This is a genomic window from Romboutsia sp. CE17, assembly GCF_012317385.1.
In the GTDB taxonomy this organism is placed as follows: domain Bacteria; phylum Bacillota; class Clostridia; order Peptostreptococcales; family Peptostreptococcaceae; genus Romboutsia_E.
Window position 1 is genome coordinate 368,008 of record NZ_CP051144.1, and the last position, 26,953, is coordinate 394,960.

The following is a 26,953-nucleotide window of genomic DNA, read 5'->3' on the forward strand; positions in this document are numbered from 1 at the left end:
TGGAGTGATAAGATTGAGATTTTCTAAGATAAAAGATAATGATATTGCAAATGGATTAGGAATAACAATGTCGTTTTGGACACAAGGGTGTCCTCATCATTGTAAAGGTTGCTTTAATAAAGAAACATGGGACTATAATGGTGGAAGAGAATTTACAGAAGAAGACTTAAAGTATATACTTGAAAACATAGACAAGAATAGTATAGAAAGAGATTTATCTATACTTGGAGGAGAGCCTTTATGCTCTGAAAATGTAAATGGAGTATTAGAACTTTGTAAAGAATTTAAAAAAAATTACCCTAATAAAAAGATATATCTATGGACTGGATATACGGTTGAAAATTTCAATGAAACCCAAAGAGATATATTAAATTATATAGATGTATTAATAGATGGAAAATTTGAAGAAGAAAATAAAAACTTATCTATTATGTTAAGAGGATCTTCTAATCAAAGAGTTATAGATGTTAAAAAATCAATAGAAGAAAAAAATATAGCATTGCACGAAGTATGCTAAAGATTATAAATAGCTAAGGAGACACATATAGATGATAATGAACGTAAAAAAGACTAATGAAGATGCAGTAATACCAGTTTTTGCTCACAAAACAGATAGTGGATTTGATTTATTCACATGCGAAGAGTTAACTATTGAAGGAAGAAAAAAAGCAATAGCTAAAACTGGACTAATTTTTGAAATACCTAATGGATGGGGAATACAAATAAAAAATAAATCAGGAATAACTATGAAGGGAGTTCCAACTACATCTGGACAGAATGCAGACATAACAGTATACGAAGGTACAATAGATATGGATTATAGAGGCGAAGTTGGTATAATGATAAAAAATGAGGAAGAACAATCGATAACTATACCAAAGCATACTAAAATAGCTCAGGGTGTCCTAAGAAAAGTATATCACTGTACTTTTGCAGAAGTAAAAGAGGTTAATGAAACAGTTAGAGGAGAAGGTGGATTTGGATCTACTGGAAATACTTTATAAAGAATTTATATGAAATTATACTTAATTAATAATTTGAAATATACAATTATGACATAGATTAATCTATGTCATAATTGTATACAAAATATTTATTATAAAGGGATTGATGAAAAAATCTAAGTATGTTAGTATACAAGTAGGGAGTTACTCAATAAAGAATATAATTTTATATGGATATAAAGTCATATATATGGAGGAGAAATTATGCAAACAGTATTTGAACAATATGAAAAATCAAAAGACTTTTTAGTATGTGTTGACTCTGATGGATGTGCAATGGATACTATGGAAATAAAACATAGAAAATGTTTTGCTCCAGAAATGATAAAAACATGGGGATTATATGAAAAGGAAGATTATATACTAAACCTTTGGTATGATTTAAACCTTTACACAAGAACTAGAGGAATAAATAGATTTAAAGGACTTGCTGAAACTTTTAAAATAATAAGCAAAGAAGGCATAGAAATAAAAGACCTTGAAAGTATAATAAACTGGGTTGAAACTACAAATGAATTATCAAATAATTCTTTAAAAAGAGAAATAGAAAAAACTAATAGTGAAGGTTTAAAGATGGCTTTAGCATGGTCACTTGCAGTTAATGAATCAATAGAGAATTTACCTCAAGATGATGAACCATTTGAAGGTGTTAAGGTTGGTTTAGAAGGAATATCTAAATTAGCTGATATTTCAGTTGTATCTTCTGCTAATGGAGAAGCTTTAGATAGTGAGTGGAACAGACATGATTTAGTAAAATATCTTAAAGCTTTATTAGGTCAAGAAGCTGGAACTAAGCAACACTGTATAGCTGAGCTTAAGAAGAAAGGTTACGATGCTAATAAAATATTAATGGTTGGAGATGCGCCTGGAGATTTACAAGCTGCACAAAATAACGGAGTATTTTTCTATCCAATATTAGTTAATAAAGAAGGATTTTCTTGGGATAGATTATTAAATGAAGCTGTTCCTAAGTTAATAAAAGGTGAATTTACTAAAGAATATCAAGAGATGTTAATAAAAGAATTTAATGATACTTTAAAGTAGATAATACTTTAGTAATATAAATTAATATATACATACAAGACAGGATTCTATAATCCTGTCTTATTTTGTTTAAAATTACTTATTGATTGACTATTAATATTAATATCTATAAACTAAAAGGATAGTGATTAAAATAATAGGGTATATGATTAATATAATTAATTTATAAAATATACAGGAGGATTATATGAGTAATATACTAAAATCAAATAGAATTAAAGGAATAGTTTGTATACTATTTTCAGCTTTTGGATTTGCACTTATGTCAGCCTTTGTGAAACTAGCGGGCGACTTACCAAATTTTCAAAAAGTATTTTTCAGAAATTTAGTATCTGCAATTATAGCATTATATTTAATTATTAAAAATAAAGGTAGTATGACTGGCAAAAAAGAAAATAGAAAATTATTACTGATGAGATCATTATTCGGTACATTAGGAGTGATTCTTAATTTCTATGCAATTGATAAATTAGTATTATCAGATGCAAATATGTTAAATAAAATTAGTCCATTTTTAGTAGTAATATTTAGTGCTATGTTCTTAAAAGAAAAAATAAATAAAGAACAAACTTTATCCATAATAATAGCTTTCATAGGTGCTCTATTTATTATAAAACCTACATTTAGCGTAGAAATAATACCATATGTAGGAGGATTAATGTCTGCAGTTTTTGCAGCGTCTGCATATACTTGTTTAAGGGCAATAGGAAATAAAGAAGAAGCACATACAATAGTATTTTTCTTTTCAATGTTTTCTTTAATAAGTATATTTCCTATATTTATATATGTTTATGAACCTATGACTTTTAAGCAACTTACTTATATGATATTAGCAGGAGTATTTGCTAGTTTAGGGCAATTTGGTATTACATTAGCTTACAGATATGCCCCAGCAAAAGAAATATCTATATTTGATTATAGTAATATAATTTTTAGTGCAATATTAAGTATAATTTTATTTAACCAATATCCAGATATATTAAGTGTAATTGGATATATAATAGTATTTTCAGCTTCTTATTATATATTTTTATATAATAAGAAACTAGATAAGATAGATAGTCAGAATATAATTTCTGAAGACAAAAAATAATTTTATTTAAAAGTATGTTAAAATAAAAATGTTTGAATTAATATAATATATGTAATAATATTTATATATAATTTAATACAAAATTAAAAATGATAAGGGTGTCATAATGGAAGACTTAAAGAAATCAATAAAAGAAATATCAAATGAAGAGATAATAAGAATAGTAATAAGCAATAAAATGAATAAAGAGAATGAATATAATAAAATAAATATTTCTTTAAAAGAAAAAAATAATAAAGAATATTATCAAATAGAAAAGTTTACAGACAAGCAAGTATTTCATGAAAATATAGATAAAAATGATTTAGAAGTTAAACTTTTAGAATTTATGCAAGATTATAAACAACTTGCAGCTTGGTCAGCTAACAATAACTTTGACTTGAAAATATCTAAAAAAGGAAAAGTATTTTTAGGGAAAAAGAAAAGTGATAATATAAATTTATTAAATAAAAGTCATAATAAAGAAAAAAATTATATCTTAAAAGAAGGAATGATAATACAACCACTTATAGACCTAGGAGTATTTACAAAAGAAGGTAAAGTTGTTAAGTCAATGTATGACAAGTATAAGCAAATAAATAGATTTGTGGAAATAATAGACGATGAAATAAGAAAGAACGATTATAAAGAACTTACTATACTTGATTTTGGTTGTGGTAAATCCTACTTAACTTTTGTACTTTATTATTATTTTGTAGAAATCAAAAAAATAAATGTAAAAATGATAGGTCTTGATCTAAAGAAAGATGTAATAAAAAAGTGTAATGATATAGCAAAAAGATATGGGTACGAAAACCTAAGTTTTGAACTTGGAGATATAAATGGGTTTAAATACAATAATAAGGTAGACATGGTAATAACTTTACATGCTTGCGATACAGCAACTGATTATGCACTATACAATGCAATAAAATGGAACAGTAAAATGATATTTTCAGTACCTTGCTGTCAACATGAATTTAATCATCAAATGAAAGCAGAGTCATTATCTATACTAACAAAATATGGAATAGTTCAAGAAAGGATAGCAGCTCTTATGACTGATGCAACAAGGGCTAACCTATTAGAAGCTGTAGGATATAAAACTCAGTTATTAGAATTTATAGATATATCTCATTCACCAAAAAATATTCTAATAAGAGCATCTAAAGGAAATTTAAGTAAAGATAAAAAAGAAAAATCTCTGCAAGAAGTAAATACTTTAATAGAGCAATTTAATTTTGACCCAACTTTATATAAGTTACTAAAAGATGATAATTTAATATAATAAATAAACCACTTTATATTTATAAAGTGGTTTATTATTTTTTTGAATATTAATTTATATATTTTCACTTATTTCATTATTGTTTATATTTTTCTTATTAGCAATTCCTGTAAGCATAAGAGTTAAAGCACCATCTCCTGTAACGTTACAAGCAGTACCGAAGCTATCTTGAAGAGCGAATATTGTTAGTATAAGTGCAGTACCAGTTTCATTAAATGCAAGAACACTTGTTATAAGTCCTAAAGATGCCATTACTGTACCGCCAGGAACTCCAGGGGCTCCTATTGCGAAGACTCCAAGTAAAATTATAAATAAAACCATAGAAGATACGCTTGGAATTTGACCATAAAGTATTTGAGAAACTAACATAACGAAAAATACTTCTGTCAAAACTGAACCACAAAGATGTATATTTGCACATAGTGGAATAGAGAAGTCTAATATATCTTTTCTTAAAACTTTTGATTTTCTAGCACAACTTAAGGCAACTGGTAATGTAGCAGCTGAAGACATACTTCCTACAGCTGTTAAGTAAGCTGGGCCATAATGTTTTAAAACTTCTATTGGATTTTTACCAGACATAGCTCCTCCTATAGCATATAAAAGAGCAAGCCAGATAAAATGACCTATAATGACGATAACTATGACTTTTAGGAATACAGGAAGATGATTAGTTATAGAACCTTCATAAGCTAAAGTTGCAAAAGTAGTAGCTATGAATAATGGCAGTATTGGTATAATTATCCTATTAACTAAACTTAAAACTATGCCTTGAAATTGATCTAATAATTTCTCAAATAAATCAGCATTAGTCCAAGCTACAGCAAGACCGATTATGACAGATAAAAATAATGCACTCATAACAGGCATAATCTCTGGTATATCCAATTTAAAAATAAGTTCAGGTAATTGACGTAAAGATTCTGTAGTAGATTGGATTGATAATTTAGGTATTAATATATATCCGAATATTGCAGAGAAAGTTGCAGCACCTACAGATGAAATGTAAGCAAGACTAACTGCATAACCTAATAATTTAGATGCATTATTTTTTAGTTTAGCTATAGATGGTGCAATGAAACCAATGATAATTAAAGGAACTGTAAAGAATATTATTTGACCTAGAATGTACTTTAATGTAACTATTACATTCATTACAGATTCATTTGAGCAAAATCCAATTATAAGTCCTAAAGTAACTGCTAGCACTAGCTTAAATATTAAGCTATTAAATATTTTTTTCATTTTAAAGCCTCCTAATTTTATAGTATAAAAATTAAAATAGCTTAGATGAATGTAAATAATGTAAAAACTAGCTATATAAAGAGTTTAACAAAGTATGTAACTATTCTCAAGTAAAAAGAAAATATATTTAATATATATAAATTAAATAGCAATATTTAAATAAAATAAAGGGAAGTATATAAAATATCTTTTATAATTTTAGATAAAATGTAAAGATTTTGACGATAAAGACAAAAATTATTATACTATATATAATTACAAATATTTAGGGAGGATATAAATGAAGAGAGAAGATTATATTTCCTGGAATGATTACTTTATGGGAATAGCATTACTTTCGGGAATGAGGAGTAAAGACCCATCTACTCAAGTTGGAGCATGTATAGTTGATAATAATAATAGAATTGTATCAATTGGATATAACGGCTTTGTAAATGGATGTAGTGATGATGATTTTCCTTGGTGCAGAGAAGGAGATTTTTTAGAAACAAAATATCCTTATGTAGTGCATGCAGAACAAAATGCAATTTTAAATGCAAGAGGAAAATCTCTAGAAGGTTGTAGCATATACGTAAATCTTTTCCCATGCCATGAGTGTGCTAGAAATATTATACAATCAGGAATAAAAGAAGTTTACTATTTAATAGATAAATATGCTGATACTGACTCTATAAAGGCTTCTAAATATATGTTTGAAAAAGCAGGAGTTAAATTAACTCAATTATTTCCTGAAGTAGATAAAATTGAATTAAAATTTAAATAAATAAAAACTCTCAGTTAATTGAGAGTTTTTATTTGAATTTGATAAGTTATTTTATTATCTTTATTAACTTATGTAGATTAAAATTTCTAAATAAAGTAGATACAAGGATTACCCCCAATGCTAATGCTCCGGCACTTCCCAATGTAGTAGTACCAATATCAAATGCTTTTATGTAATTTCCCTTTAAACATTCATACAATGTATTATAAACACCATATCCTGGAACTAATGGTATTAAGCAGCATACACTTAGAATCGTAGTAGGGGTCATATAAATACGTGCGCACATCTCGCAGTAAATACTAAATACTACAGCAGATAAAAATAGAGAAGAACTACCTCCAATACCAGAAGTAAGACAAGCTTTATATACAAACCATCCTAAAGAACCGCCAAATCCAGCAACATATAAATATTTACCTTTAACATTAAATAGTATGCCAAAACTAAAAGCAGCAAAAAAGGACATAATAATTTCTATGAACATATTACATTCCTCCTAATTTTAAATATAAATGAAGAATTGTACCAGTTCCAACTACATTAGATATACCTATGAATAAAGCTTCAGCAGCTTTAGAAATACCAGAGAGTAATTGACCTTCAAGGATATCTCTAATTGAATTTGTAAGAGCTAAACCTGGAACTAGAAGCATTATGCTACCAGCGACTACTTTATCTAATTCATTAATAAATCCAAAATTTAAAAAAACTATAGAGTATATAGAAATTAGTGCACCACAAATACTATTTATAAAGAATTCATTTAAAGATGACTTATTTAAAACTATAGATAAGGCTCTTGTAAGAATACCTATAATAAATGCACAAATGAAATCAGAAGTACCTCCACCAAATAATACTGAAAATGTTGAAGTTGCAATACCTGCAGAAAGCAGCGTAATATTAGATGAATAAAAGTCATCTACGCACAATTTCTCTAATTCTTTTTCACAAAACTCAATACTAGGTTTATCTTTATAAATTGTTCTTGATAAAGAGTTTATGTTATGAACTTTATTTAAGTCTGTACTGCGCGAACTAATTCTTTTAACTACAGAATAAATTTCTCCATCTACTATTATAGACACCATTACAGCAGTAGGTGAGGCAAAAACATCAATATCATCAATTGAAAAGGCCTGACACATTCTTGTAATTGTTTCTTCAACCCTATAGGTTTCACCTCCGCTTTGAAGCATGATTTTACCTGCAGTAGATGTAAAGTTTAATATTCTATTTATATCCATCATGATCCCCTTTCTAATAATAATATTGGTATTATAACACGTATTAAGTTAGTGATAAATAAGTTTATATGTAAAAAAACATAACTATTTAACAATGGTTTAAAACTTTATTAATCGAATAGTTATATGTTAAACTATATTTTAATACAAATAAAAATAATGAATTATTAGGTGGAGCAAGTGAAATTATTACAGGAAAATATAGGTTATATATATGATACAATAAGCAGTATATTTTCATTAAATTTTATAATAAAATACAATGATAATAGTATAGTAAGATTAAATGAATTAGAACTATCAAATGAAATAAAAGATGATGAAATAAAGATGATTAATGAATTAAATGATAAAAATTTATTAAAGAATAGAGATACAATTTGTTACTATGAGAGTAAAAAAAAATTAAAGTATATGGTGTTTAGCGTATATGATAAGGATGTATATGAAGGAAATATTATTTTAGGTCCATATCTTAACTATCCACTACAGTTAAATATAACGTTAGAAGAAGGTAAACAGCTAGATAAAGTAATACCTATAATAAAAATATTACAAGAAAAGTCCATAGAAAACATTATTAATTCTATGATGGATAGTGGAATAAAAGATACTAGCGTAATATTTGTCCATGAGGAAAAAAAAGATAAAGATGCCGAATTTTATCATATAAAAGATTTTAATATGAGTATTGTAAATATTAGAGAGAGATATAAAATAGAAAATGAGCTTTTACACTATGTAAGTTCAGGAGATAAAGAAAATGCATTTAAGGTGACAGGACATAAAAATTTAACTGATATTAATAGATTTCCAGATAACCCTATAAGAAATATTAAGAACTTTGCAATAACTATGAATACTCTTTTAAGAAAAGCTGTTCAAGAAAATAATATAGAACCATATTTTTTAGATAGTATATCGGAGCATTTTGCAAAAAAAATAGAAAGGGAAAATAATATAGATTTATTATCAGGTATATTTAAAGAAATGATATCTGAATATTGTAATTTAGTAAATGATGATATAGCTAAAGGTTACTCAAAATTAGTATCAAATGCTATTAATTACATTAAATTGAATTTTAAGTATGAAATAAGATTATCTAGTATTGCAAAAGAATTATTTGTACATCCAACATACCTAGCTAAAAAATTTAAGGAAGAGACTAGGAAAACAGTATCTGAATATATTAATGAAGTTAGAGTAAAGGAAGCTAAGATAATGTTAAAAAACACAGAATTTAAAGTAGAAGATATAGCCTATTATGTGGGATATAATGATAAGAAATATTTTTCAAAAACATTTAAAAAAATATACAATCAATCACCAAGTGATTATAGAAAATATAATTAATAGATCTTATTTAAGAGCCTTTGTAGATAATATAAATCTATAAAGGCTCTTAAATATTTTTTATATATAGAAAATGTTATTGAAAATTGATGACATATATAGTGTCTATGAAGAATTTATTGTTATAAAAAGGAAAAAACATAGAAAGATTGTAATACTTGTGCTATATTAGCTGAAAAATGCTATAAAAATTAATTGAAAAATACTATAAAAAAAATTTTAATATAAAAAAAAATATATATAGTTGCAAAAGTATACAAGTATGCTAAAATAATATTGTTACTAAAATAACATGCAAGTTATAATAATTAATTAAATTGAAATTTTATTTTATGGGAGGACAGATATGAATTTAAATGCAGCAAGAAATTTAGAAGTAAAAAATGAAAGACCTTTTGGTCTAAGAGACAAAGTAGGTTATCTACTTGGCGATTTAGGGAATGATTTCACATTTATTTTTGCAAGTATGTTCTTAATGATATTCTATACGAAAGTATGGGGTGTTAGTACATCTTTAGTTGGTGTGTTGTTTTTAGTATCAAGATGTGTAGATGCTTTTTCAGATATAACAATGGGGGTTATAGCAGATAAAGCAAATCCTACAAAAGATGGTAAATTTAGACCTTGGATAAAAAGAATAGCAGGGCCAGTAGCTCTTATGAGTTTCTTAATGTATCAATATAGCTTAGCAGACGCTTCTTTAACTATTAAGGTAATAGTAATGTTTACAACTTATATATTATGGGGATCTGTTTTTTATACAGCAATAAATATACCTTATGGTTCAATGGCATCAGCTATTACTAATGATCCAAAAGAGAGAGCATCTCTTTCAACTTGGAGAAGTTTAGGTGCAAGTTTTGCTAGTGTTATTATAGGAAGTTTAACACCTCAAATTATATATTATGCAGATGCTAATGGAAATCAACTAGTAAATCCAGAAAAGTTTACTATGATTGCTGGAGTATTCTCAATATGTGCATTTATATGTTATATGTTATGTTTTAAACTTACTACAGAACGTGTTAAATTCGAAAGTGATGACAACAAGGAAAAGGTTTCTATTGCAAAGAATCTTGGAATAATAGCAAAAAATAAAGCTTTATTAGCAATAATAGGAGCAGCAATAGTATTACTTCTTAGTTCATTAATGACACAAACTATAAACGCTTATTTATTTGCTGACTACTTTAAAAATGTAAATGCATTATCTACTTTAAGTATGATTGGTTTACCGGTAAACCTATTCCTTGCAGCAGTTTTAGTAAAAGTAGCAGATAGATTTGGTAAAAAAGAAGTATCTATGATATCTATGCTTATTACAGGAGCAATATATATAGGTTGTTATATAGCTAAAATAACAAATCCATGGATATATGTAGGAATATATACTATATCATCACTTTTCATGAATACGTTTAATATGCTTATATGGGCTAAAATAACTGATATAATAGATTATAATGAAATACTTACTGGAAAAAGAGATGATGGAACAATATATGGAGTTTACTCTTTCTCTAGAAAAATAGGACAAGCTTTAGCTGGAGGACTTGGAGGATTTGCCTTAGGATTTATAGGATATAACTCAATGGCAGCAACTCAGTCAACTGCTACAACAGATGGAATTTATGCATTAGCAACTTTATTCCCAGGTGCTTGCTATATAGTTGTTGGATTAATACTAATGTTTGCTTATCCTTTAAGTAAAAAAGTAGTTAATGAAAATAATCTTAAATTAGAAGCAATGCGTAGTTCTAAATAAAAATATAGATTAAAAAATAATTATTTAACAAATTTGAATAAAACATATTATACCTCATTGTTAGAATTTTACTCTAGCAATGGGGTATTTTATATAGTAAAAGATTTTAATCTTTTTATTATTTTAAGTAGCTTTATAATAAAATAGTAAGTTAGTTTTTATTTTATTGTAATATTAATACTCTGATTATTATGATGGTTTTGTTTATAAATAAGTTTTTGCATACAATTTTCAGATGTGTTATAAATGATTTATCATACTTATTTCTAAATACAATCGATACATAAAATAAATAACTAAATATTGATTTAGATATGATAAAAGAATTTAGACATTCTTACAAATTAAATAGAAAGGTGAAGATTTATGATATACAGCAGTAACTATAAAATAGGTATAGAAGATATAGGAATGAATAATGAAGCATCTAATAAAGCACTTCTTGCAATAATGGAAGATGTAGCAGGGCTTCACAGTGCATCTGTAGGGTATGGAGTTTTTGAGATAGAAACTAAAAAAAGAACATGGATACTTTTAGACTGGAAGATGAAGGTTATAAAAAGACCTAAATATAATGATGAGATAAAAGCAGAAACATGGTCAAGAAAAATAGAAAAACTATACGCCTATCGTGATTTTCAACTCAAAGATAAAGAAGGAAATATAATTGTAATTGGGACATCAAGATGGATTTTTATTGATATAGATAGGAGAAGACCAATAAGACTTACAGCAGATATTACGGATTTATATGAGTCAGAAATTGATAAAAATGTATTTCCTGAGGAGATGGAAGATGTAAAATGTGAAGACTATCTATTCAAAAAGGAATACTATGTTCAAAGAAGAGATATTGATATGAATGAACATATGCATAACTTAGGCTATTTGGATATGGCATATGAAATTTTACCAGATGATGTTTATAAAAATAAAATCTTTGATAATGTGAGAATTACATATAAAAAAGAAATAGTATACGGAGAAAAGATTGAATGTTACTATTCAGAGCATAATGATAAATATATTATTTCAGCAAAAACTAAAGATAAGATAAATGCAGTAATAGAATTGTATTAACATATATTATATATAATTTAACTATAGTAAGTATGGATTAAATAGGGACTGTAGGTAGTTTTGTGTAAATACAAACTTACCTACAGTCTTTTTTGAATGTAAAATTGGTAAGTTTGGAATAATATTCATATTAAACTTTTGGAGGTAAAGAAATGAAAGATCAAAGAGAAATAATTATTCCAGATTTAGACTACCAAGCTGAAGTAAGAAAATGTAAAACCATGGAAGATGTAGTTGGTAAAAATGGATTAATGCAAAAGCTGTTCAAAGATATTATCCAACAATTGCTAGAAGCAGAAATGGAAGAACATCTGGGAAGAGAAAGGCATGAAAGAAGTAATGAAGCTAATCCAAACTATAGGAATGGATATAGTTCTAAGACTATTGAAAGTAGTTTTGGTGAAGTTGGCCTAGATATACCAAGAGATAGAAAAGCACAATTTGAACCGAAGGTTGTTAAAAAGTATGAAACTGTATGTAATGAACTAGATAAAAAAATAATAGGTCTTTATGCCTGTGGTATGAGTGTAAGAGATATCCAATCTGAAATGGAAGAACTATATGGCATTGATGTGTCTCCTGCAATGATATCTAAGATAACAGATAAGGTTGTAGAGGCTGCCGCCGAATGGCAAAGCAGAGAACTTGATGAAATATACCCAATCGTATATATGGATGCTATGCATTTTAAAGTAAGAGATGATAATAAAATAGTTTCAAAGGCAGCATATATATGTATGGCTTTAGATATGAAAGGAAAAAAAGATATATTAGGTATTTGGATTGGTGAATCAGAAGGCGCAAAATTTTGGCTATCAGTTTGTAATGATTTGAAAAATAGAGGCGTAGATGATATTTTAATTGCATGTATGGATGGTTTAAAAGGTCTACCTGAAGCAATTAAAACTGTATATCCAGATGTAAGTATTCAAACTTGTATAGTTCATCAAATTAGAAACTCTCTTAAATATATAGCATCAAAAGATCAGAGAGAGTTTATGAAAGATTTAAAAAGTGTTTATAGGGCATTTAACGAAGAAACAGCACTTAAAAATTTAGATATTCTTAAGGAGAAATGGTATTCAAAATATTCTGTTGTAATAGATTCATGGTACAATAACTGGAGTAATCTGAATACGTATTTTGAATATCCACATGAAATTAGAAGAATTATTTATACTACAAATGCTCTTGAGGGATTTAATAGACAGTTAAGAAAATATACTAAGGTAAGAACTGTATTTCCAACAGATGAGTCACTAAGAAAATCACTATATTTATCTACCATGAAAATTATGGAGAAATGGACCTCTCCAAACCAAAATTGGGCGTCTACTTTAGGACAGCTTACAATTATGTTTGGAGAAAGGATACCTAACTCTTACACAATATAAATTTTTTTAAAATTATGGAAAATTTAGTGTATAAATAACTAAATTAAACACATAATAATTGTGTAAAGAATTCCAGTATTAGTATTTCTCAAAAATAAAAAAATATTACTGGAATTTGAAATTTCCAGTAATATAAATTATAAAAAATCTTATTTACACAAATCTATAGACATTCTCATTAAATAATATTAAATAATTATAAAAATGGATATAACAAATGTTATATCCATTTTTTATTAAACTATTCTATTTTTTTATTTGACATAGATCTTTATCTAATAAGAAGATAAGTCTTTCATCAAATAGACCGTCCATCATACCATTTAATTCACGTATAGAAGAACCTTTAACCATATTTAACATTGGACTTTCAAGTAATTTACCTAAATACTTATCTAAAACTGACTTAGTTTCTTCATTTTTTAATAATTCACTTAGTGGGCAATTAGTAGAGTAAACATCATCAGTTATATTTAATTCAGTTATTTCAACACCATCTAATAAGTTAACTAAGCTTTCATCAAACCAGTTAGCAGCAGGTCCACCAGTCTTATCTGGGCACTCGTATACTGGATTTGGTTCATCAACTTTATTGAATAAAGCATAATCAGTGAACTCTTTACCATCTTTAGTAGCTATAACTCTTATATTATTTTGTCCATTTACTAATTTAACATTTTCAAATACAAATGTATACTCTCCAGAAAGAGTATTTAATTTTTCTCCGTTAACAAATAATGTTACTTCATCGCAGTTAGAGTAAACTTTAACATTTATAGTTTCAGTTGCTCTTTCTAAGAATCTTTTACTATTTATATGAACAAAAGGATCTTTAGACCATGCTGCTTTATAAGCATAGAATGCATCTTTCTTTATTTTACGATCAAATGTCATTAGACCTTTATTATTTCTACCTTTAACTCCACCTTCATCTCTTATAGCAGAACCGAAGTCGAAGAAGTTCCATACATATGTACCCCATACAAAAGGTCTTTCATTGAAGTATTTTATTAACATTTCATGATATAAAGCGTGATATTCTTCTGTATAGTCTTTTACTTTTGGTTCATCAGTATGATAAGTCATTATACCTTCAGCACCGTACTCAGAAACTCCTAGACACTTGTCTGGATTAACTTCATGGAATGCATCTAACCAATCTGCGAAGTCTTCAGTTTTTCCATTATACCAACCATAGTATTTATTGTAAGCTACTATATCAGTATAAGTGTGATATTCATCATTGTCAGGAACCATCATTACTTGTGCCTGAGTAGTTAAACGAGTCTTATCTTCGCTATGAGCTATTTCATTTAAGTCTTTTACTATTTTTCTAACGTATGGTAAATCTCCACCGATTTGGATCTCATTTTGAACTCCCCACATTACTATAGAAGAGTGGTTGTAATTTTGACGAATTAATTCAACCATTTGATCTTTCGCATTTTGTCCAGTAAAATCTGTTTCAGATGCTCTAGATATAAATGGTATTTCAGCCCATATTACCATACCTTCTCTATCACATAAATCATAGAAGTATTGATCATGTTGATAGTGTGCAAGACGTATAGAGTTAGCTCCAACTTCTTTTATTAATTGCATATCAAGTTCATGATCTTCTTTAGATAAAGCCCATCCTAAATCTTTTTTATCTTGGTGACGAGATACACCTTTTAATTTTAAGTGTTTTCCGTTTAAGAAGAATCCTTCTTTTGGATCGAAGTGGAAGTATCTTAAACCAGTTGCTATATTTAACTCATCTAACATGTCATTGTGTCTTTCAACAGTTACTTGAACATTGTAAAGATAAGGGTTTTCTACACTATTCCAAAGAGTTGGATTTTCAACTGTTATAGGTAGTATAACTTCTGTAGTTCCTTCTACAATAACATCTTTTGCATTATATTTAACAACATTTCCGTCTGCATCTATTACATTTGCAACAACTCTTACAGCTTGTTTTTCTTCATTTTCATTAACAACGTTAGCTTTTACACTTATATTTGCATATTCATCAGTAACTTCATCTTGAGATATAAATACACCTTGAGATCCTTTGTTCATTAAATCAAAGTGAACATCTTCAGCTATTACTAAATTTACATCTCTATATATTCCACCGTAGAATGTAAAGTCAGCCATTAGTGGATAAATATCTTCAACATGACTGTTATCAGCTTTTACAGCTATAGTATTTTCTCCACCAAAATTAACTAAATCAGTTATATCATATCTAATTATAGAATATCCACCTTTATGTTCTCCTAAGTGAACACCATTTACATAAACATTAGAGATACTGTTAATAGCACCAAACTCTATGTATATTTTTTTACCTTCATAAAGTTTATCGATAGCAAGATTTTTTCTGTACCAGCAAGCTCCTCTAAAGAATTCATTTCCAGCAGCACCATCTATAGCATTCCAAGTATGAGGAATATTTATAGATTCCCAATTAGAAGTATTAAACTCTTTTGTGAATGCATCAGATATATCTTCTTTAATAAAATTCCAATTATCGTTTATATTTAGTATTTTTCTCATTGACTTACTCCCCTCATATGATGTTATTGATAATATTATAACATTTCAAAACGCTTTTTTAGTGGAATAAAATAGACTTTGGTGTATTATTTTAGTTTCTTGACATATTATTCTTTAATAGACACAAAAATAAAATGTACCTTAAAAAGAAATTGAAAAAAGTTTCTAATAAGGTACATATTGTTTACTAAATATACTTATAATTTGGGAAATCCTCACCAAAAAATTTCCAACGTATAAAGTGATTTAAATATATTGCAATTAATGATAAAAAAAACCAAATTATAGAGTAATTTAAGCATACTTGACCTAGCAAATTAAATGATTGATTAGAATAATCCCATACATTTAAATTTAACCAAACATTAATGATTAATCCAGAAATGAACTCAATTGATGTAATACCGATTGCTGATATTAGCATTTGAAAGATTAAAGGCAAATTACATTTAAATATATGATTGATGGAACCTACAAATAAAAAGCAGATACCTCCAACTATTATCATAGAAAAATGAGAATATCCACGATAAAATATTTCTAAAAAGTAATAAATTAAGCCTCCTATAAAAAATAAAACTATGTATTTAAATATATTTTTTATATCAATCAAAGCAAGCACCACCTGTAAATATATTTTATATAAAGTAGTTTTACAAATAGACAGAGTTTGTATACTATAAAAGATAAAAAATGTACTTATTTTGACTAGATTATGACACCTTAATGACACAATTTATTCACTTTGAATAGATATAATAAAATTGTAAAGGTAATTATTTAAAATTTATATAAATATAGAAGGGAGTAGGGGATGAAGAAATTAAATTTAAAATTAGGATTAATTGCAGCAGCACTATTTATAATCATGAATCCGATTAACTCAAGTGCTATGCATATAATGGAAGGCTTCTTGCCTCCAAAATGGTCAATCATATGGTCTGTTTTATTTATACCATTCTTTATTATTGGTTTAAAATCTATTAATAAGATAGTAAGTGAACAACCAAAGAAGAAGCTATTATTAGCTTTATGTGGAGCATTTGTATTTGTTTTATCGGCTCTAAAAATACCATCAGTTACAGGAAGTTGTTCTCATCCAACAGGTGTAGGATTAGGTGCAATATTATTTGGACCTAGTGTTATGGCAGTACTTGGGGTTATTGTTCTTTTATTCCAAGCTATACTTTTAGCTCATGGAGGATTAACTACTTTAGGAGCAAATGCATTTTCAATGGCTGTAGTTGGACCGATAGTATCATTCTTTACATTTAGAGTATTAAAAAATAAGATAAATAAAAGTTGGGCAGTGTTTATAGCAGCAGCATTGGGAGACTTACTTACATATACAGTAACCTCATTACAACTAGCAATAGCATTTCCTGACCCAGCAGGAGGAATCGTGGCATCAGCGGCAAAGTTTTTAGGTGTATTCTTCTTTACTCAAATACCAATAGCAATAGCAGAAGGTATATTAACTACAATATTATATAACCTAATTGTTCAAAATGAGGGTGAGGAGGTAACTGAGTATGGATACAAATGTTAAGAGTAAAAATGCAAAAAAAAGCAACAAATTTAATTGGATATTATTGCTTTTAGCAGTCGCATTAATCGTATTGCCTTTAGTATTTAACTCATCAGCAGAATATGGTGGTGCAGATGGTCAAGCGAAAGAGGCTATAACTGAGATAGCACCAGATTATGAACCATGGTTTACAAGTTTTTATGAACCTCCTAGTGGAGAAATAGAAAGTTTATTATTTTCTACGCAAGCAGCATTAGGAGCAGGTTTAATAGGTTATTACTTAGGAAGTAAGAAAAGAAATAAATAAATATATTGGGCAACTTTGAGATAAATATTTTATTTTACTTGAAGAGATGCCCTTTTATTTTGTAATTATTTATAAAAAAAGAAAACTATGATAATATAAAAGTGAAAAATAAATGACTAATTACTTAAGTTTGGAGGGATGAGATTGGAAAGTTCACTTTTAGTCTTAATTTGTGATGATCAACAATCTGTTCATGAAACTGTTGGTGAATATCTAAAACTAAATGGAATTGATTATATATCAGCTTATGATGGTTTTGAAGCTATACAAAAATATAATAAATATAAACCGGACTTAATATTATTAGACTTGATGATGCCAAAAATGTTTGGAGAAGAGGTATGTAAAGAAATTAGAAAAGTTAGCAATGTTCCTATAATCATGCTTAGTGCCAAGGATGAAACTATAGATAAGATTTTAGGATTAGAAATCGGAGCAGATGATTATATAGCTAAGCCTTTTTCACCACGTGAAGTAGTTGCAAGAATAAAAACTGTTCTTAGAAGAACTACGTCAAATACCAATAAAGAAAAGTGCCATATTAAATACAAAGAATTAGAAATTAATTTAGATACTCATGATGTGATTATAAATGGAGAGCATATAAAGATAACTCCTAAAGAAATGAAAATACTTTATCTGTTAGCCTCTAGTCCAGGAAGTATATTTAATAGAGAACATATATTATCTGAGGTATGGGGATATGATTATTTTGGTGATACAAGGGTAGTTGATACACAGATAAAGAGATTGAGAAAAAAGTTGCAACAAGATAATTTAAGTTGGGAAATTAAATCAGTTTATGGTGTTGGATATAAACTTGAGGCAATATAATGGAAATAAATAAATTAAAAAAGTTTACTAAAAAAGTAAGTATAGTAAGTGCATTAGTTATACTTATGATAATTTTATTTTGTAGTTTTACTATTAGTCAGTATTTTTTTAAAATAAAACTTGGAGAAGTTAAAGAAAGTACTGAATTAATAATAAAACATTTACAAGATAATAATCAAAGCATAGAAGAAACGATAAGTAGGTATCCGATTTATAATTCTATTCTTCAAGGATACAACAATTCAGGGAAAATAATAATTAGTAAAAGCAACTTTACAAAGCAACTAGATTACCAAAATATTACTATCGATAAAATTGATACAGCATTAGATCCATATAAAGTATCTGTATTAAATGGTAATACCATAAGTGGAGTTATAAAACTAAGTGATATAAAAGGCGATATAATTATTGTAGGCCTGCCTTATAGAGATAGTAATAATACCATAATTGGAGCAATTTTTGTCTTAAAATTAGCGCAAGAGTATAACTCAGTAATTATTGGTCTAAATGTAGTTTTAGCTATTAGTATGATATTTATATTAATATCAATAATTATACCATTTTATTTTATAGCAAAAAAAATATTTGCTAAAATAAAAAATATGACAGATATGGTAATAACCATGTCTGAAGGTGATTTCTCTATAAGATGTGAAGAAGATGATGGAAATGAAATAGGACAACTGTCCAAAGCCCTTAATGATTTAGCTATTAGGTTAGAGTCTAGTGAAAGCCAATCTAAATTATTAGAGCAAACCAGACGAGATTACGTAGCAAATGTAACACATGAATTAAAGACACCTGTAACATCTATAAGAGCAATGGCTGAAATACTAAAGGATGGAAGTTTAGTAGATAAGGTAGATAAAGACAAATATTATAGTATGATCTTAAGGGAATCTATTAGACTTGAGTCTTTGATAAAGGATATGCTAGAGCTATCAAGATTACAATCAGGTAAAGAGTCTCTAGAAAAATCTAAAGCCAAATTAGATGAAACTTTATTGCAGGTTATTGATGAATTTAAAATTATATCTGAAGATTTAGATATAGATCTTATAATAGAAATTGATTTTAATGATTTACCAGAGGTTTATACTAATATAAATAGAATTGCTCAAGTTCTTGTTATTTTACTAGATAATGCATTTAAATATACAGCTGATAATGGAAGTGTAACTTTAAAAGTTGTAAGGAAAGAAGAATATATAAAAGTAAGTGTATGTGATACAGGAGTTGGAGTAGAAGAAGAAGATATCCCATTTATATTTGATAGGTTTTATAAAGCGGATAAGTCACATTCATCAGAAGGAACAGGTATTGGATTGTCGATTGCCTGGGAAATAATGAAAAATTTAGATGAAAGCATATATTATGAGTCTAGTGATAAATATCAATCTATATTTAATTTCACTATACATTATAACTAAATATAGAATATATTTACTTAAAATTTAATTGATAATACATATTCATTGTGCTACCATCAAAGTATATCTAACCTTAAGGGCAATAATCCCAAGAGAGAAGATTCTAAATGTTAATCGTACTGAATAACACGAGGGTTAGTCCCAAGTGAGAAGGCGATGGTATAAGACAGAATAACTATATCCCCAGGCCTATATTGGCTAGGGGATTTTTTTGTGAGGAGGATTTGCAAATGGATACTAGAATTGCATTAGTTGGAATAATTGTAGAAGAAAAAGATGCAATACCAAGACTTAATGAGATTATACATAACTATGAGCAATATATTGTTGGTAGAATGGGAATTCCATATAGGGAAAAAGGTATATCAATAATAAGCATAATAATAGATGCAACTAATGATATTATAAACTCATTATCAGGAAAATTAGGTATGATTAAAGGCATTAATGTTAAAATAAATTATTCTAAAGTAAGTAAATAAATCCTACTTTATCTTAAACCATCACTTTTTGTATGAAGTCAATATTACAAACATATGAGAACCAGTGCATTTATCGGATTTTATAGGTTGGAAAAAATATATTAAAAGGGGTATTGAAAATGTGTGATGTAATAACAAAAAGTGTGTATAATGTAAAATCAAGCGTGGCTACAGAGTTTATAAATCATGAAGAGATTTTAGATACTCTTGAATATGCAGAGTCAAATAAGAATAATAAAGATTTGATAGAAGGTATTTTAGATAAAGCTAACCAATGTAATGGATTAACTCATAGGGAAGCAGCGGTGCTTTTATTATGTGAAGATGAAGAGTTAATTCACAGGATGTTTACTTTAGCTGAAGATATAAAACAGAGATTTTATGGAAATAGAATAGTAATGTTTGCGCCTTTATATCTTTCTAATTATTGTGTAAATGGATGTGTGTATTGCCCATATCATTTAAAAAATAAAACTATAGCAAGAAAAAAGCTTACACAAGAAGAAATTAGAAAAGAAGTTATAGCACTTCAAGATTTAGGTCATAAAAGATTAGCATTAGAAGCTGGAGAGGATCCAAAAAATAATCCAATAGAATATATATTAGAATGTATAGATACTATCTATAGTATAAAACATAAAAATGGTGCTATACGTAGAGTTAATGTTAATATAGCAGCGACAACAGTTGAAAATTATAGAAAACTAAAAGATGCTGGTATAGGTACCTATATATTATTTCAAGAAACATATAATAAAGAGTCTTATGAGAGGCTACATCCAACAGGACCTAAGAGTGATTATGCTTATCACACTGAAGCTATGGATAGAGCAATGGAAGGTGGAATAGATGATGTTGGATTGGGAGTACTATATGGATTAAATACATATAAATATGATTTTGTAGGGCTTCTTATGCATGCAGAACATTTAGAAGCTAAGTTTGGAGTAGGTCCTCATACTATAAGTGTTCCTAGAATACGTCCAGCAGATGATATAAATCCAGATGATTTTCCAGATGGTGTGCCTGATGATGTATTTCAAAAAATAGTAGCTGTGCTTCGAATTGCAGTTCCATATACAGGTATGATAGTATCAACAAGAGAATCTCAAGAAACTAGAGAAAAAGTATTACACCTAGGTGTATCTCAAATAAGTGGTGCATCTTGCACTAGTGTTGGAGGTTACGCAGATAGATTAGAAGGAAAAAAAGAAAAGGAAAATACTTCGCAATTTGATATTGATGATAATAGAACATTAGATGAAGTTGTTAATTGGTTACTTGAAATGGGATATATTCCAAGTTTTTGTACAGCATGTTATCGTGAAGGTAGAACAGGAGATAGATTTATGAAACTTGTAAAATCTGGTCAAATAGCAAACTGCTGTCAACCTAATGCACTTATGACTTTAAAAGAATACTTAGAAGATTATGCATCTGCAGATACAAAGTTTAAAGGAGAATTATTAATAAATAAAGAAGTAGAAAAGATACCTAATGAAAAGGTTAAAAAAATAGTACTAGAACATTTAGATGAGTTACAAGAAGGCAAGCGCGATTTCAGATTTTAAATTGAACTAAATAAAAAAGCTGTATCTATATTAATATGGATACAGCTTTTTTATTTAGTATAGCAATATATATTTTGTTCGTATGCTATTTATTAATTATATATATGGAAATAAATAAGTTTATAAATAATTTTTAATTGACATATGAATAATAGTTAACTAAAATAATATTTGTACTGGTTAACTATTATCCATGGTAACTAAATTTGAGGAGGATAATATAAATGAATAATATATCTAAGGATAAGTCTAAAGAGCTATTAAGTGCAATAAGTAAAATTAATAAACTTGCTCATAATGGATTTAGAAAAAATAATATGTCACATAGAGAGTTTATGTTTCTAAAGGCAATTAATTATCTAAAAAATAATGATGATGCTAAAGAATGTCCTTTCAAGGGTGTAAAAGCATCTGATTTAAGTAAATTTCTAATGGTAACTAAACCTGCAATTTCAAAGGTTATAAATATTTTAGAAGAAAAAGGGTTTGTGATAAGAATTGCAGATAACTCTGACCGAAGAGTTGTCTACATCAACATGACTAAAGCAGGAGAAGATATACTAGAAAAAGAAACAGAAAAATTTCAAGAATTTACTCATAGAATTGTAGAAAAAATGGGTGAAGAAGATACTGATGAGATGATACGTTTATTTAAAAAAATGTATGATAGCATAAAAGAAATTGAAAAAGAAGACAGCATAAAGGAGGAACATGAATGGGAAAACTAATAAAGTATTTAAAAAAATCAACTTTTCCTATAATACTTATTGTGATGTTATTAGTCGGTCAAGCGGTATGTGACCTTGCTTTACCTGACTACACATCTAACATAGTAAATATAGGTATACAACAAGGTGGAGTTAATAATGTAACACCTAAAATTATAAGAGAAAGTGAGCTAGATAAGATTTTAATATTTATTAGCTCCGATGATAAAAATAAGGTTTTAGAGAATTATACCTTACTGAGTAAGGAAGAACTTTCAAACGATGAATTTAATAAATATAAAGATGAATACCCAGCTTTAGATAAAGAAAATCTTTATGAACTAAATACAAAGGATAAAGAAAAAATAGATGAATTAAATAATATACTGGCAAAGCCAATGTTAATAGTTTATGGAATAGAAAATGGTGGAGCTGAAGTTGAAGCTATGAAAAAGCAAATGCTATCAAATATTCCACAGGGAATGAATCAAAATAGTGACATTGATTTATTCAAAGTTCTTTCATCTATGCCAGAAGAGAACTTAGAGAGTTTAAAGGAAGAAATTAATAATAATTTTACTAACTTACCAGATACAATGTTAGATCAGAGTGCTATAAATTATGTTAAAAGTGAGTATGAAGATATTGGGATTAATATAGAAAAGCTTCAAAATAGCTACATAATTAAAACTGGTTTAATAATGTTAGGAATAACTTTATTAAGTGTTATAGCTTCAGTATTAGTAGGTTTACTAGGAGCCAGAGTTGCAGCGACTTTAGGAAAAGATCTAAGAGGATCTGTATTTAAAAAAGTTATGTCCTTCTCTAATAAAGAAATAACAGAGTTCTCTACTGCATCTTTAATAACACGTAGTACAAATGACATACAACAAATCCAAATGATGATGGTAATGGTTTTAAGAACTGTATTTTATGCACCAATACTAGGTATAGGTGGTGTGCTAAAAGTATTACAAACAAATACATCTATGACTTGGATTATAGGATTAGGCGTAGCATCAGTATTAGTATTAGTTATGATAATGTTTACTGTAGTTATGCCTAGATTTAAAATTTTACAAAATTTAGTTGATAGACTTAATTTAGTTAGTAGAGAAATATTAATAGGTCTTCCTGTAATAAGAGCATTTAGTACTGAAAAATATGAAGAGGCTAGATTTGAAAAAGCAAATAAAGACTTGACTAAGGTTAATATTTTTGTAAATAGAGTGATGTCTTGTATGATGCCTGCGATGATGTTTGTTATGAATGCTTTAACTGTAATTATAGTTTGGAATGGTGCTCATAGCATTGATGCAGGTACAATGCAAGTTGGAGATATGATGGCATTTATTCAATATACAATGCAAATAGTAATGTCATTCTTAATGATATCAATGGTATCTGTTATGTTACCAAGAGCATTGGTATCTTTAGATCGTATAGATAAGGTTATAAGTACAGAACTTTCAATAAAAGATCCAGAAAAACCTGTTCATTTCAATGAAAGTAAAAAAGGTTTTGTTGAATTTAAAGATGTTTCATTTAAATATCCAGATGCAGAAGAAGAAGTTTTAAGTGATATATCTTTCGTAGCAAAACCAGGTGAAACAACAGCATTTATAGGAAGTACAGGTAGCGGTAAGTCAACTCTTATTAATTTAATACCAAGATTTTTTGATGTAACAAAGGGAGAAATATTAGTTGACGGCGTTAATATAAAAGATGTTAATCAACATGACTTAAGAGAGAAAATAGGATATGTACCACAAAAAGGTATACTATTCTCAGGAACTATAGATTCTAATTTAAGATATGGTAAAAAAGATGCAAAAGAAGAAGATATAGTAAAAGCAGCTAGAATAGCACAGGCAACAGAATTTATAGATTCTAAACCTGAAAAGTATGAAACTGAAATATCACAAGGTGGTACAAATGTTTCAGGAGGACAAAAACAAAGACTTTCTATTGCAAGAGCAATAGCTAAGGATCCTGAAATATATATATTTGATGATAGCTTCTCTGCACTAGACTTTAAAACAGATGCTAAACTTCGTAAAACTTTAAAAGAAGAAATATCAGAAAGTACAATCTTAATAGTTGCACAAAGAATAAGTACTATATTAAATGCAGAACAAATTATTGTGCTTGATGAAGGTAAAGTAGTAGGTAAAGGGACTCATAAAGAGCTTTTAAAAAATTGTGAAGTCTATAAACAAATAGCCTTATCACAACTGTCAAAGGAGGAGCTAGACAATGAGTAATGAACGAAAATCAAGACAAAGTATGGGAGGTCCAATGGGACGTGGACCTAAAATGGTAGGAGAAAAGGCTAAAGATTTCAAGGGTACAATGAAGACGTTATTAGGGTATTTGGGTAAATTTAAAACATCTATAATTCTTGTTTTCATATTTGCCATAGGAAGTGTTTCATTCTCTGTTGTAGGACCTAAAATATTAGGTAAAGCAACTACTAAAATATTTGAAGGGTTAGTTGCAAAAGTTTCAGGGGCAGCTGGAGCTGGTATAGATTTTGATTCTATAGGAAAAATATTATTAACTTTAATAGGTTTATATATATTAAGTGCAATATTTTCATTTATACAAGGTTTTGTTATGAGTGGAATATCTCAAAAAATTGCCTATAATTTAAGAAATGAGTTATCACAAAAGATAAATAGAATGCCTATGAAGTACTTTGATAGTAAAACTCATGGTGAAGTATTATCTAGAATAACTAATGATATAGATACTCTTAGTCAAAGTTTAAACCAAAGTATGACTCAGCTTATAACATCTGTCACAACTATTATAGGTGTTTTAGTAATGATGTTATCTATAAGCTGGATGATGACTGGTGTAACATTACTTATATTACCATTATCAATGATATTAATATCATTTATAATAAAGAGATCTCAAAAATACTTTAAAGCTCAACAGGAGTATTTAGGTCATGTAAATGGTCAAGTTGAGGAGTTATATGGAGGACATAATATAGTTAAAGTATTTAATGGTGAAGATGAAGCTATAGAAAAATTTAATAAATTAAATGATACTTTATATCAATCAGCTTGGAAATCACAATTTTTATCAGGTATAATGCAACCACTTATGATGTTTGTTGGTAACTTAGGTTATGTAGTAGTTGCAATACTTGGTGGATGGTTAGCTATAAGAAAAACTATAGAAGTTGGAGATATACAATCATTTATACAATATGTAAGAAACTTTACTCAACCTTTATCTCAAGTGGCTCAAGTAACTAACTTATTACAATCTACAGCAGCTGCAGCAGAAAGAGTATTTGAATTCTTAGACGAAGAAGAAGAAGATCAAGTAGTTGAAAATGCAGTCAAAGTTGATGGTTTAGAAGGTAAAATTGATTTTGAGCATGTAAGATTTGGATATAATCCTAATAAAATAATAATAAAAGACTTTACTGCTCATGTTAAGCCAGGACAAAAAATAGCTATAGTAGGTCCTACAGGAGCAGGTAAAACAACTATAGTAAAACTTCTTATGAGATTTTATGATGTTAACTCAGGTACGATACTTATTGACAATCATAATATAAAAGATTTTAATAGAAGTGAATTGAGACAATTATTTGGAATGGTTCTTCAAGATACATGGCTATTTAATGGAAGCATAAAAGATAATATTAGATATGGAAAGCTTGATGCAACTGATGAACAGGTAATAGAGGCAGCTAAAGCGGCACATGTACACCATTTTATAAAAACATTACCAGATGGATATGATATGATTCTTAATGAAGAAGCAAGTAACGTATCTCAAGGTCAAAAACAATTATTGACAATTGCTCGTGCAATACTAGCAGATCCTAAGATATTAATATTAGATGAAGCTACAAGTTCAGTTGATACAAGAACAGAAGTATTAATTCAAAAGGCTATGGATAACCTTATGGAAAATAGAACAAGCTTCATAATTGCGCATAGATTATCTACTATAAAAAATGCAGATTTAATATTAGTAATGAACGAAGGGGATATAATAGAAATAGGTAATCATGAAAAGTTATTAGCTCAAAAAGGATTCTATGCTAATTTATATAACTCTCAATTTGAAAAAGATGAAGCTATATAAATTAATATTGATTAATTAATAAATATAAATTAAAATAATTTAATATAGACTTTACAAAAAAATAAACATAACAAAAAAAGGTGTATAAATTTCCATCTGGATTTTATACACTTTTTTTCTTAATATATAACTTTTATTGAATTATTTTTTTTATTTAGTATACTAGAAATAAG

The 26,953-nt window shown here is 27.8% G+C and carries 24 protein-coding genes; 19 read left to right on the forward strand and 5 right to left on the reverse strand.

Annotated features, from left to right (window positions below; all coding sequences use genetic code 11):
• Positions 1-13: 13 nt before the first annotated feature.
• From nrdG to HF520_RS01850, 5 genes are all read left to right on the forward strand, one after another.
• Positions 14-517, forward strand: coding sequence for an anaerobic ribonucleoside-triphosphate reductase activating protein (gene nrdG, locus HF520_RS01830; protein ID WP_168572408.1), 504 nt, complete (start codon positions 14-16; stop codon positions 515-517).
• Between the two features lie 31 nt (positions 518-548).
• On the forward strand, positions 549-1,004 hold the full coding sequence (gene dut / locus HF520_RS01835; RefSeq protein ID WP_168572409.1) for a dUTP diphosphatase: 456 nt from the start codon (positions 549-551) through the stop codon (positions 1,002-1,004).
• 204 nt (positions 1,005-1,208) lie between these two features.
• The gene (locus tag HF520_RS01840; RefSeq protein ID WP_168572410.1) at positions 1,209-2,048 is read left to right on the forward strand and encodes an HAD family hydrolase; all 840 of its coding nucleotides are present in this window, start codon (positions 1,209-1,211) and stop codon (positions 2,046-2,048) included.
• Between the two features lie 187 nt (positions 2,049-2,235).
• Complete coding sequence (locus tag HF520_RS01845) at positions 2,236-3,141, forward strand: DMT family transporter (protein WP_168572411.1); 906 nt, start codon at positions 2,236-2,238, stop codon at positions 3,139-3,141.
• A gap of 106 nt (positions 3,142-3,247) precedes the next feature.
• Entirely contained in the window at positions 3,248-4,408 is a 1,161-nt protein-coding gene (locus HF520_RS01850) for a class I SAM-dependent methyltransferase (protein ID WP_168572412.1), read from the forward strand.
• A 54-nt stretch (positions 4,409-4,462) separates the two neighbouring features.
• On the opposite strand, the gene HF520_RS01855 is transcribed toward HF520_RS01850, so the two are convergent.
• The gene (locus tag HF520_RS01855) at positions 4,463-5,653 is read right to left on the reverse strand and encodes a dicarboxylate/amino acid:cation symporter (protein WP_168572413.1); all 1,191 of its coding nucleotides are present in this window, start codon (positions 5,651-5,653) and stop codon (positions 4,463-4,465) included.
• 280 nt (positions 5,654-5,933) lie between these two features.
• Between HF520_RS01855 and HF520_RS01860 the strand changes: the two genes are divergently transcribed.
• The gene (locus HF520_RS01860) at positions 5,934-6,416 is read left to right on the forward strand and encodes a deoxycytidylate deaminase (protein ID WP_168572414.1); all 483 of its coding nucleotides are present in this window, start codon (positions 5,934-5,936) and stop codon (positions 6,414-6,416) included.
• 46 nt (positions 6,417-6,462) lie between these two features.
• On the opposite strand, the gene HF520_RS01865 is transcribed toward HF520_RS01860, so the two are convergent.
• Both HF520_RS01865 and HF520_RS01870 read right to left on the reverse strand, forming a co-directional pair.
• Entirely contained in the window at positions 6,463-6,903 is a 441-nt protein-coding gene (locus HF520_RS01865; protein WP_168572415.1) for a threonine/serine exporter family protein, read from the reverse strand.
• Between the two features lies 1 nt (position 6,904).
• Positions 6,905-7,666: a threonine/serine ThrE exporter family protein gene (locus HF520_RS01870; protein ID WP_168572416.1), complete on the reverse strand. Its 762-nt coding sequence runs from the start codon at positions 7,664-7,666 to the stop codon at positions 6,905-6,907.
• Positions 7,667-7,846: 180 nt separating this feature from the next.
• On the opposite strand from HF520_RS01870, the gene HF520_RS01875 reads away from it, so the two are divergent.
• The 4 genes from HF520_RS01875 to HF520_RS01890 all read left to right on the forward strand — a co-directional run bounded on the left by HF520_RS01875 (position 7,847) and on the right by HF520_RS01890 (position 13,261).
• A complete protein-coding gene (locus HF520_RS01875) occupies positions 7,847-9,022 on the forward strand; it encodes a helix-turn-helix domain-containing protein (protein WP_168572417.1) in 1,176 nt (391 codons plus the stop codon).
• Positions 9,023-9,368: 346 nt separating this feature from the next.
• Positions 9,369-10,787 (forward strand): MFS transporter, encoded by a 1,419-nt coding sequence (locus HF520_RS01880; RefSeq protein WP_168572418.1) that lies wholly within the window; start codon positions 9,369-9,371, stop codon positions 10,785-10,787.
• 366 nt (positions 10,788-11,153) lie between these two features.
• Complete coding sequence (locus tag HF520_RS01885; RefSeq protein WP_168572419.1) at positions 11,154-11,867, forward strand: acyl-[acyl-carrier-protein] thioesterase; 714 nt, start codon at positions 11,154-11,156, stop codon at positions 11,865-11,867.
• A 152-nt stretch (positions 11,868-12,019) separates the two neighbouring features.
• A complete protein-coding gene (locus HF520_RS01890) occupies positions 12,020-13,261 on the forward strand; it encodes an IS256 family transposase (protein WP_168572333.1) in 1,242 nt (413 codons plus the stop codon).
• Between the two features lie 246 nt (positions 13,262-13,507).
• Here HF520_RS01890 and HF520_RS01895 read toward each other — a convergent pair whose 3' ends face one another.
• Both HF520_RS01895 and HF520_RS01900 read right to left on the reverse strand, forming a co-directional pair.
• Complete coding sequence (locus HF520_RS01895; RefSeq protein ID WP_168572420.1) at positions 13,508-15,805, reverse strand: glycoside hydrolase family 2 protein; 2,298 nt, start codon at positions 15,803-15,805, stop codon at positions 13,508-13,510.
• A gap of 187 nt (positions 15,806-15,992) precedes the next feature.
• On the reverse strand, positions 15,993-16,418 hold the full coding sequence (locus HF520_RS01900) for a putative ABC transporter permease (protein ID WP_330586291.1): 426 nt from the start codon (positions 16,416-16,418) through the stop codon (positions 15,993-15,995).
• A 201-nt stretch (positions 16,419-16,619) separates the two neighbouring features.
• Here HF520_RS01900 and HF520_RS01905 point away from each other — a divergent pair, with 201 nt between their 5' ends.
• The 9 genes from HF520_RS01905 (at position 16,620) to HF520_RS01945 (ending at position 26,780) form a co-directional block, all read left to right on the forward strand.
• Positions 16,620-17,354, forward strand: coding sequence for an energy-coupling factor ABC transporter permease (locus tag HF520_RS01905; RefSeq protein WP_168572421.1), 735 nt, complete (start codon positions 16,620-16,622; stop codon positions 17,352-17,354).
• Positions 17,338-17,640, forward strand: coding sequence for an energy-coupling factor ABC transporter substrate-binding protein (locus HF520_RS01910; protein ID WP_168572422.1), 303 nt, complete (start codon positions 17,338-17,340; stop codon positions 17,638-17,640). The genes HF520_RS01905 and HF520_RS01910 overlap by 17 nt, the downstream gene beginning before the upstream one ends.
• Before the next feature lie 144 nt (positions 17,641-17,784).
• Complete coding sequence (locus HF520_RS01915; protein WP_243155176.1) at positions 17,785-18,474, forward strand: response regulator transcription factor; 690 nt, start codon at positions 17,785-17,787, stop codon at positions 18,472-18,474.
• Complete coding sequence (locus HF520_RS01920) at positions 18,474-19,907, forward strand: HAMP domain-containing sensor histidine kinase (protein ID WP_168572424.1); 1,434 nt, start codon at positions 18,474-18,476, stop codon at positions 19,905-19,907. Before HF520_RS01915 ends, HF520_RS01920 begins: the two co-directional genes overlap by 1 nt.
• A gap of 230 nt (positions 19,908-20,137) precedes the next feature.
• Entirely contained in the window at positions 20,138-20,389 is a 252-nt protein-coding gene (locus HF520_RS01925; RefSeq protein WP_168572425.1) for a TM1266 family iron-only hydrogenase system putative regulator, read from the forward strand.
• 119 nt (positions 20,390-20,508) lie between these two features.
• Positions 20,509-21,960, forward strand: coding sequence for a [FeFe] hydrogenase H-cluster radical SAM maturase HydG (gene hydG / locus HF520_RS01930; RefSeq protein ID WP_330586292.1), 1,452 nt, complete (start codon positions 20,509-20,511; stop codon positions 21,958-21,960).
• A gap of 224 nt (positions 21,961-22,184) precedes the next feature.
• Positions 22,185-22,688: a MarR family winged helix-turn-helix transcriptional regulator gene (locus HF520_RS01935; protein WP_168572426.1), complete on the forward strand. Its 504-nt coding sequence runs from the start codon at positions 22,185-22,187 to the stop codon at positions 22,686-22,688.
• The gene (locus HF520_RS01940) at positions 22,676-24,931 is read left to right on the forward strand and encodes an ABC transporter ATP-binding protein (protein WP_168572427.1); all 2,256 of its coding nucleotides are present in this window, start codon (positions 22,676-22,678) and stop codon (positions 24,929-24,931) included. Before HF520_RS01935 ends, HF520_RS01940 begins: the two co-directional genes overlap by 13 nt.
• Positions 24,924-26,780: an ABC transporter ATP-binding protein gene (locus tag HF520_RS01945; RefSeq protein ID WP_330586293.1), complete on the forward strand. Its 1,857-nt coding sequence runs from the start codon at positions 24,924-24,926 to the stop codon at positions 26,778-26,780. Before HF520_RS01940 ends, HF520_RS01945 begins: the two co-directional genes overlap by 8 nt.
• Positions 26,781-26,953 lie beyond the last annotated feature (173 nt).

What these genes read in the sequence shown, in the direction of transcription:
- dut (WP_168572409.1), top strand. Translation starts at nt 549, where the DNA reads ATGATAATGAACGTAAAAAAGACTAATGAAGATGCAGTAATACCAGTT.
- HF520_RS01840 (WP_168572410.1), top strand. Translation starts at nt 1,209, where the DNA reads ATGCAAACAGTATTTGAACAATATGAAAAATCAAAAGACTTTTTAGTA.
- HF520_RS01845 (WP_168572411.1), top strand. Translation starts at nt 2,236, where the DNA reads ATGAGTAATATACTAAAATCAAATAGAATTAAAGGAATAGTTTGTATA.
- HF520_RS01850 (WP_168572412.1), top strand. Translation starts at nt 3,248, where the DNA reads ATGGAAGACTTAAAGAAATCAATAAAAGAAATATCAAATGAAGAGATA.
- HF520_RS01855 (WP_168572413.1), bottom strand. Translation starts at nt 5,653, where the DNA reads ATGAAAAAAATATTTAATAGCTTAATATTTAAGCTAGTGCTAGCAGTT.
- HF520_RS01860 (WP_168572414.1), top strand. Translation starts at nt 5,934, where the DNA reads ATGAAGAGAGAAGATTATATTTCCTGGAATGATTACTTTATGGGAATA.
- HF520_RS01865 (WP_168572415.1), bottom strand. Translation starts at nt 6,903, where the DNA reads ATGTTCATAGAAATTATTATGTCCTTTTTTGCTGCTTTTAGTTTTGGC.
- HF520_RS01870 (WP_168572416.1), bottom strand. Translation starts at nt 7,666, where the DNA reads ATGGATATAAATAGAATATTAAACTTTACATCTACTGCAGGTAAAATC.
- HF520_RS01880 (WP_168572418.1), top strand. Translation starts at nt 9,369, where the DNA reads ATGAATTTAAATGCAGCAAGAAATTTAGAAGTAAAAAATGAAAGACCT.
- HF520_RS01885 (WP_168572419.1), top strand. Translation starts at nt 11,154, where the DNA reads ATGATATACAGCAGTAACTATAAAATAGGTATAGAAGATATAGGAATG.
- HF520_RS01890 (WP_168572333.1), top strand. Translation starts at nt 12,020, where the DNA reads ATGAAAGATCAAAGAGAAATAATTATTCCAGATTTAGACTACCAAGCT.
- HF520_RS01895 (WP_168572420.1), bottom strand. Translation starts at nt 15,805, where the DNA reads ATGAGAAAAATACTAAATATAAACGATAATTGGAATTTTATTAAAGAA.
- HF520_RS01905 (WP_168572421.1), top strand. Translation starts at nt 16,620, where the DNA reads ATGAAGAAATTAAATTTAAAATTAGGATTAATTGCAGCAGCACTATTT.
- HF520_RS01910 (WP_168572422.1), top strand. Translation starts at nt 17,338, where the DNA reads ATGGATACAAATGTTAAGAGTAAAAATGCAAAAAAAAGCAACAAATTT.
- HF520_RS01920 (WP_168572424.1), top strand. Translation starts at nt 18,474, where the DNA reads ATGGAAATAAATAAATTAAAAAAGTTTACTAAAAAAGTAAGTATAGTA.
- HF520_RS01925 (WP_168572425.1), top strand. Translation starts at nt 20,138, where the DNA reads ATGGATACTAGAATTGCATTAGTTGGAATAATTGTAGAAGAAAAAGAT.
- hydG (WP_330586292.1), top strand. Translation starts at nt 20,509, where the DNA reads ATGTGTGATGTAATAACAAAAAGTGTGTATAATGTAAAATCAAGCGTG.
- HF520_RS01935 (WP_168572426.1), top strand. Translation starts at nt 22,185, where the DNA reads ATGAATAATATATCTAAGGATAAGTCTAAAGAGCTATTAAGTGCAATA.
- HF520_RS01940 (WP_168572427.1), top strand. Translation starts at nt 22,676, where the DNA reads ATGGGAAAACTAATAAAGTATTTAAAAAAATCAACTTTTCCTATAATA.
- HF520_RS01945 (WP_330586293.1), top strand. Translation starts at nt 24,924, where the DNA reads ATGAGTAATGAACGAAAATCAAGACAAAGTATGGGAGGTCCAATGGGA.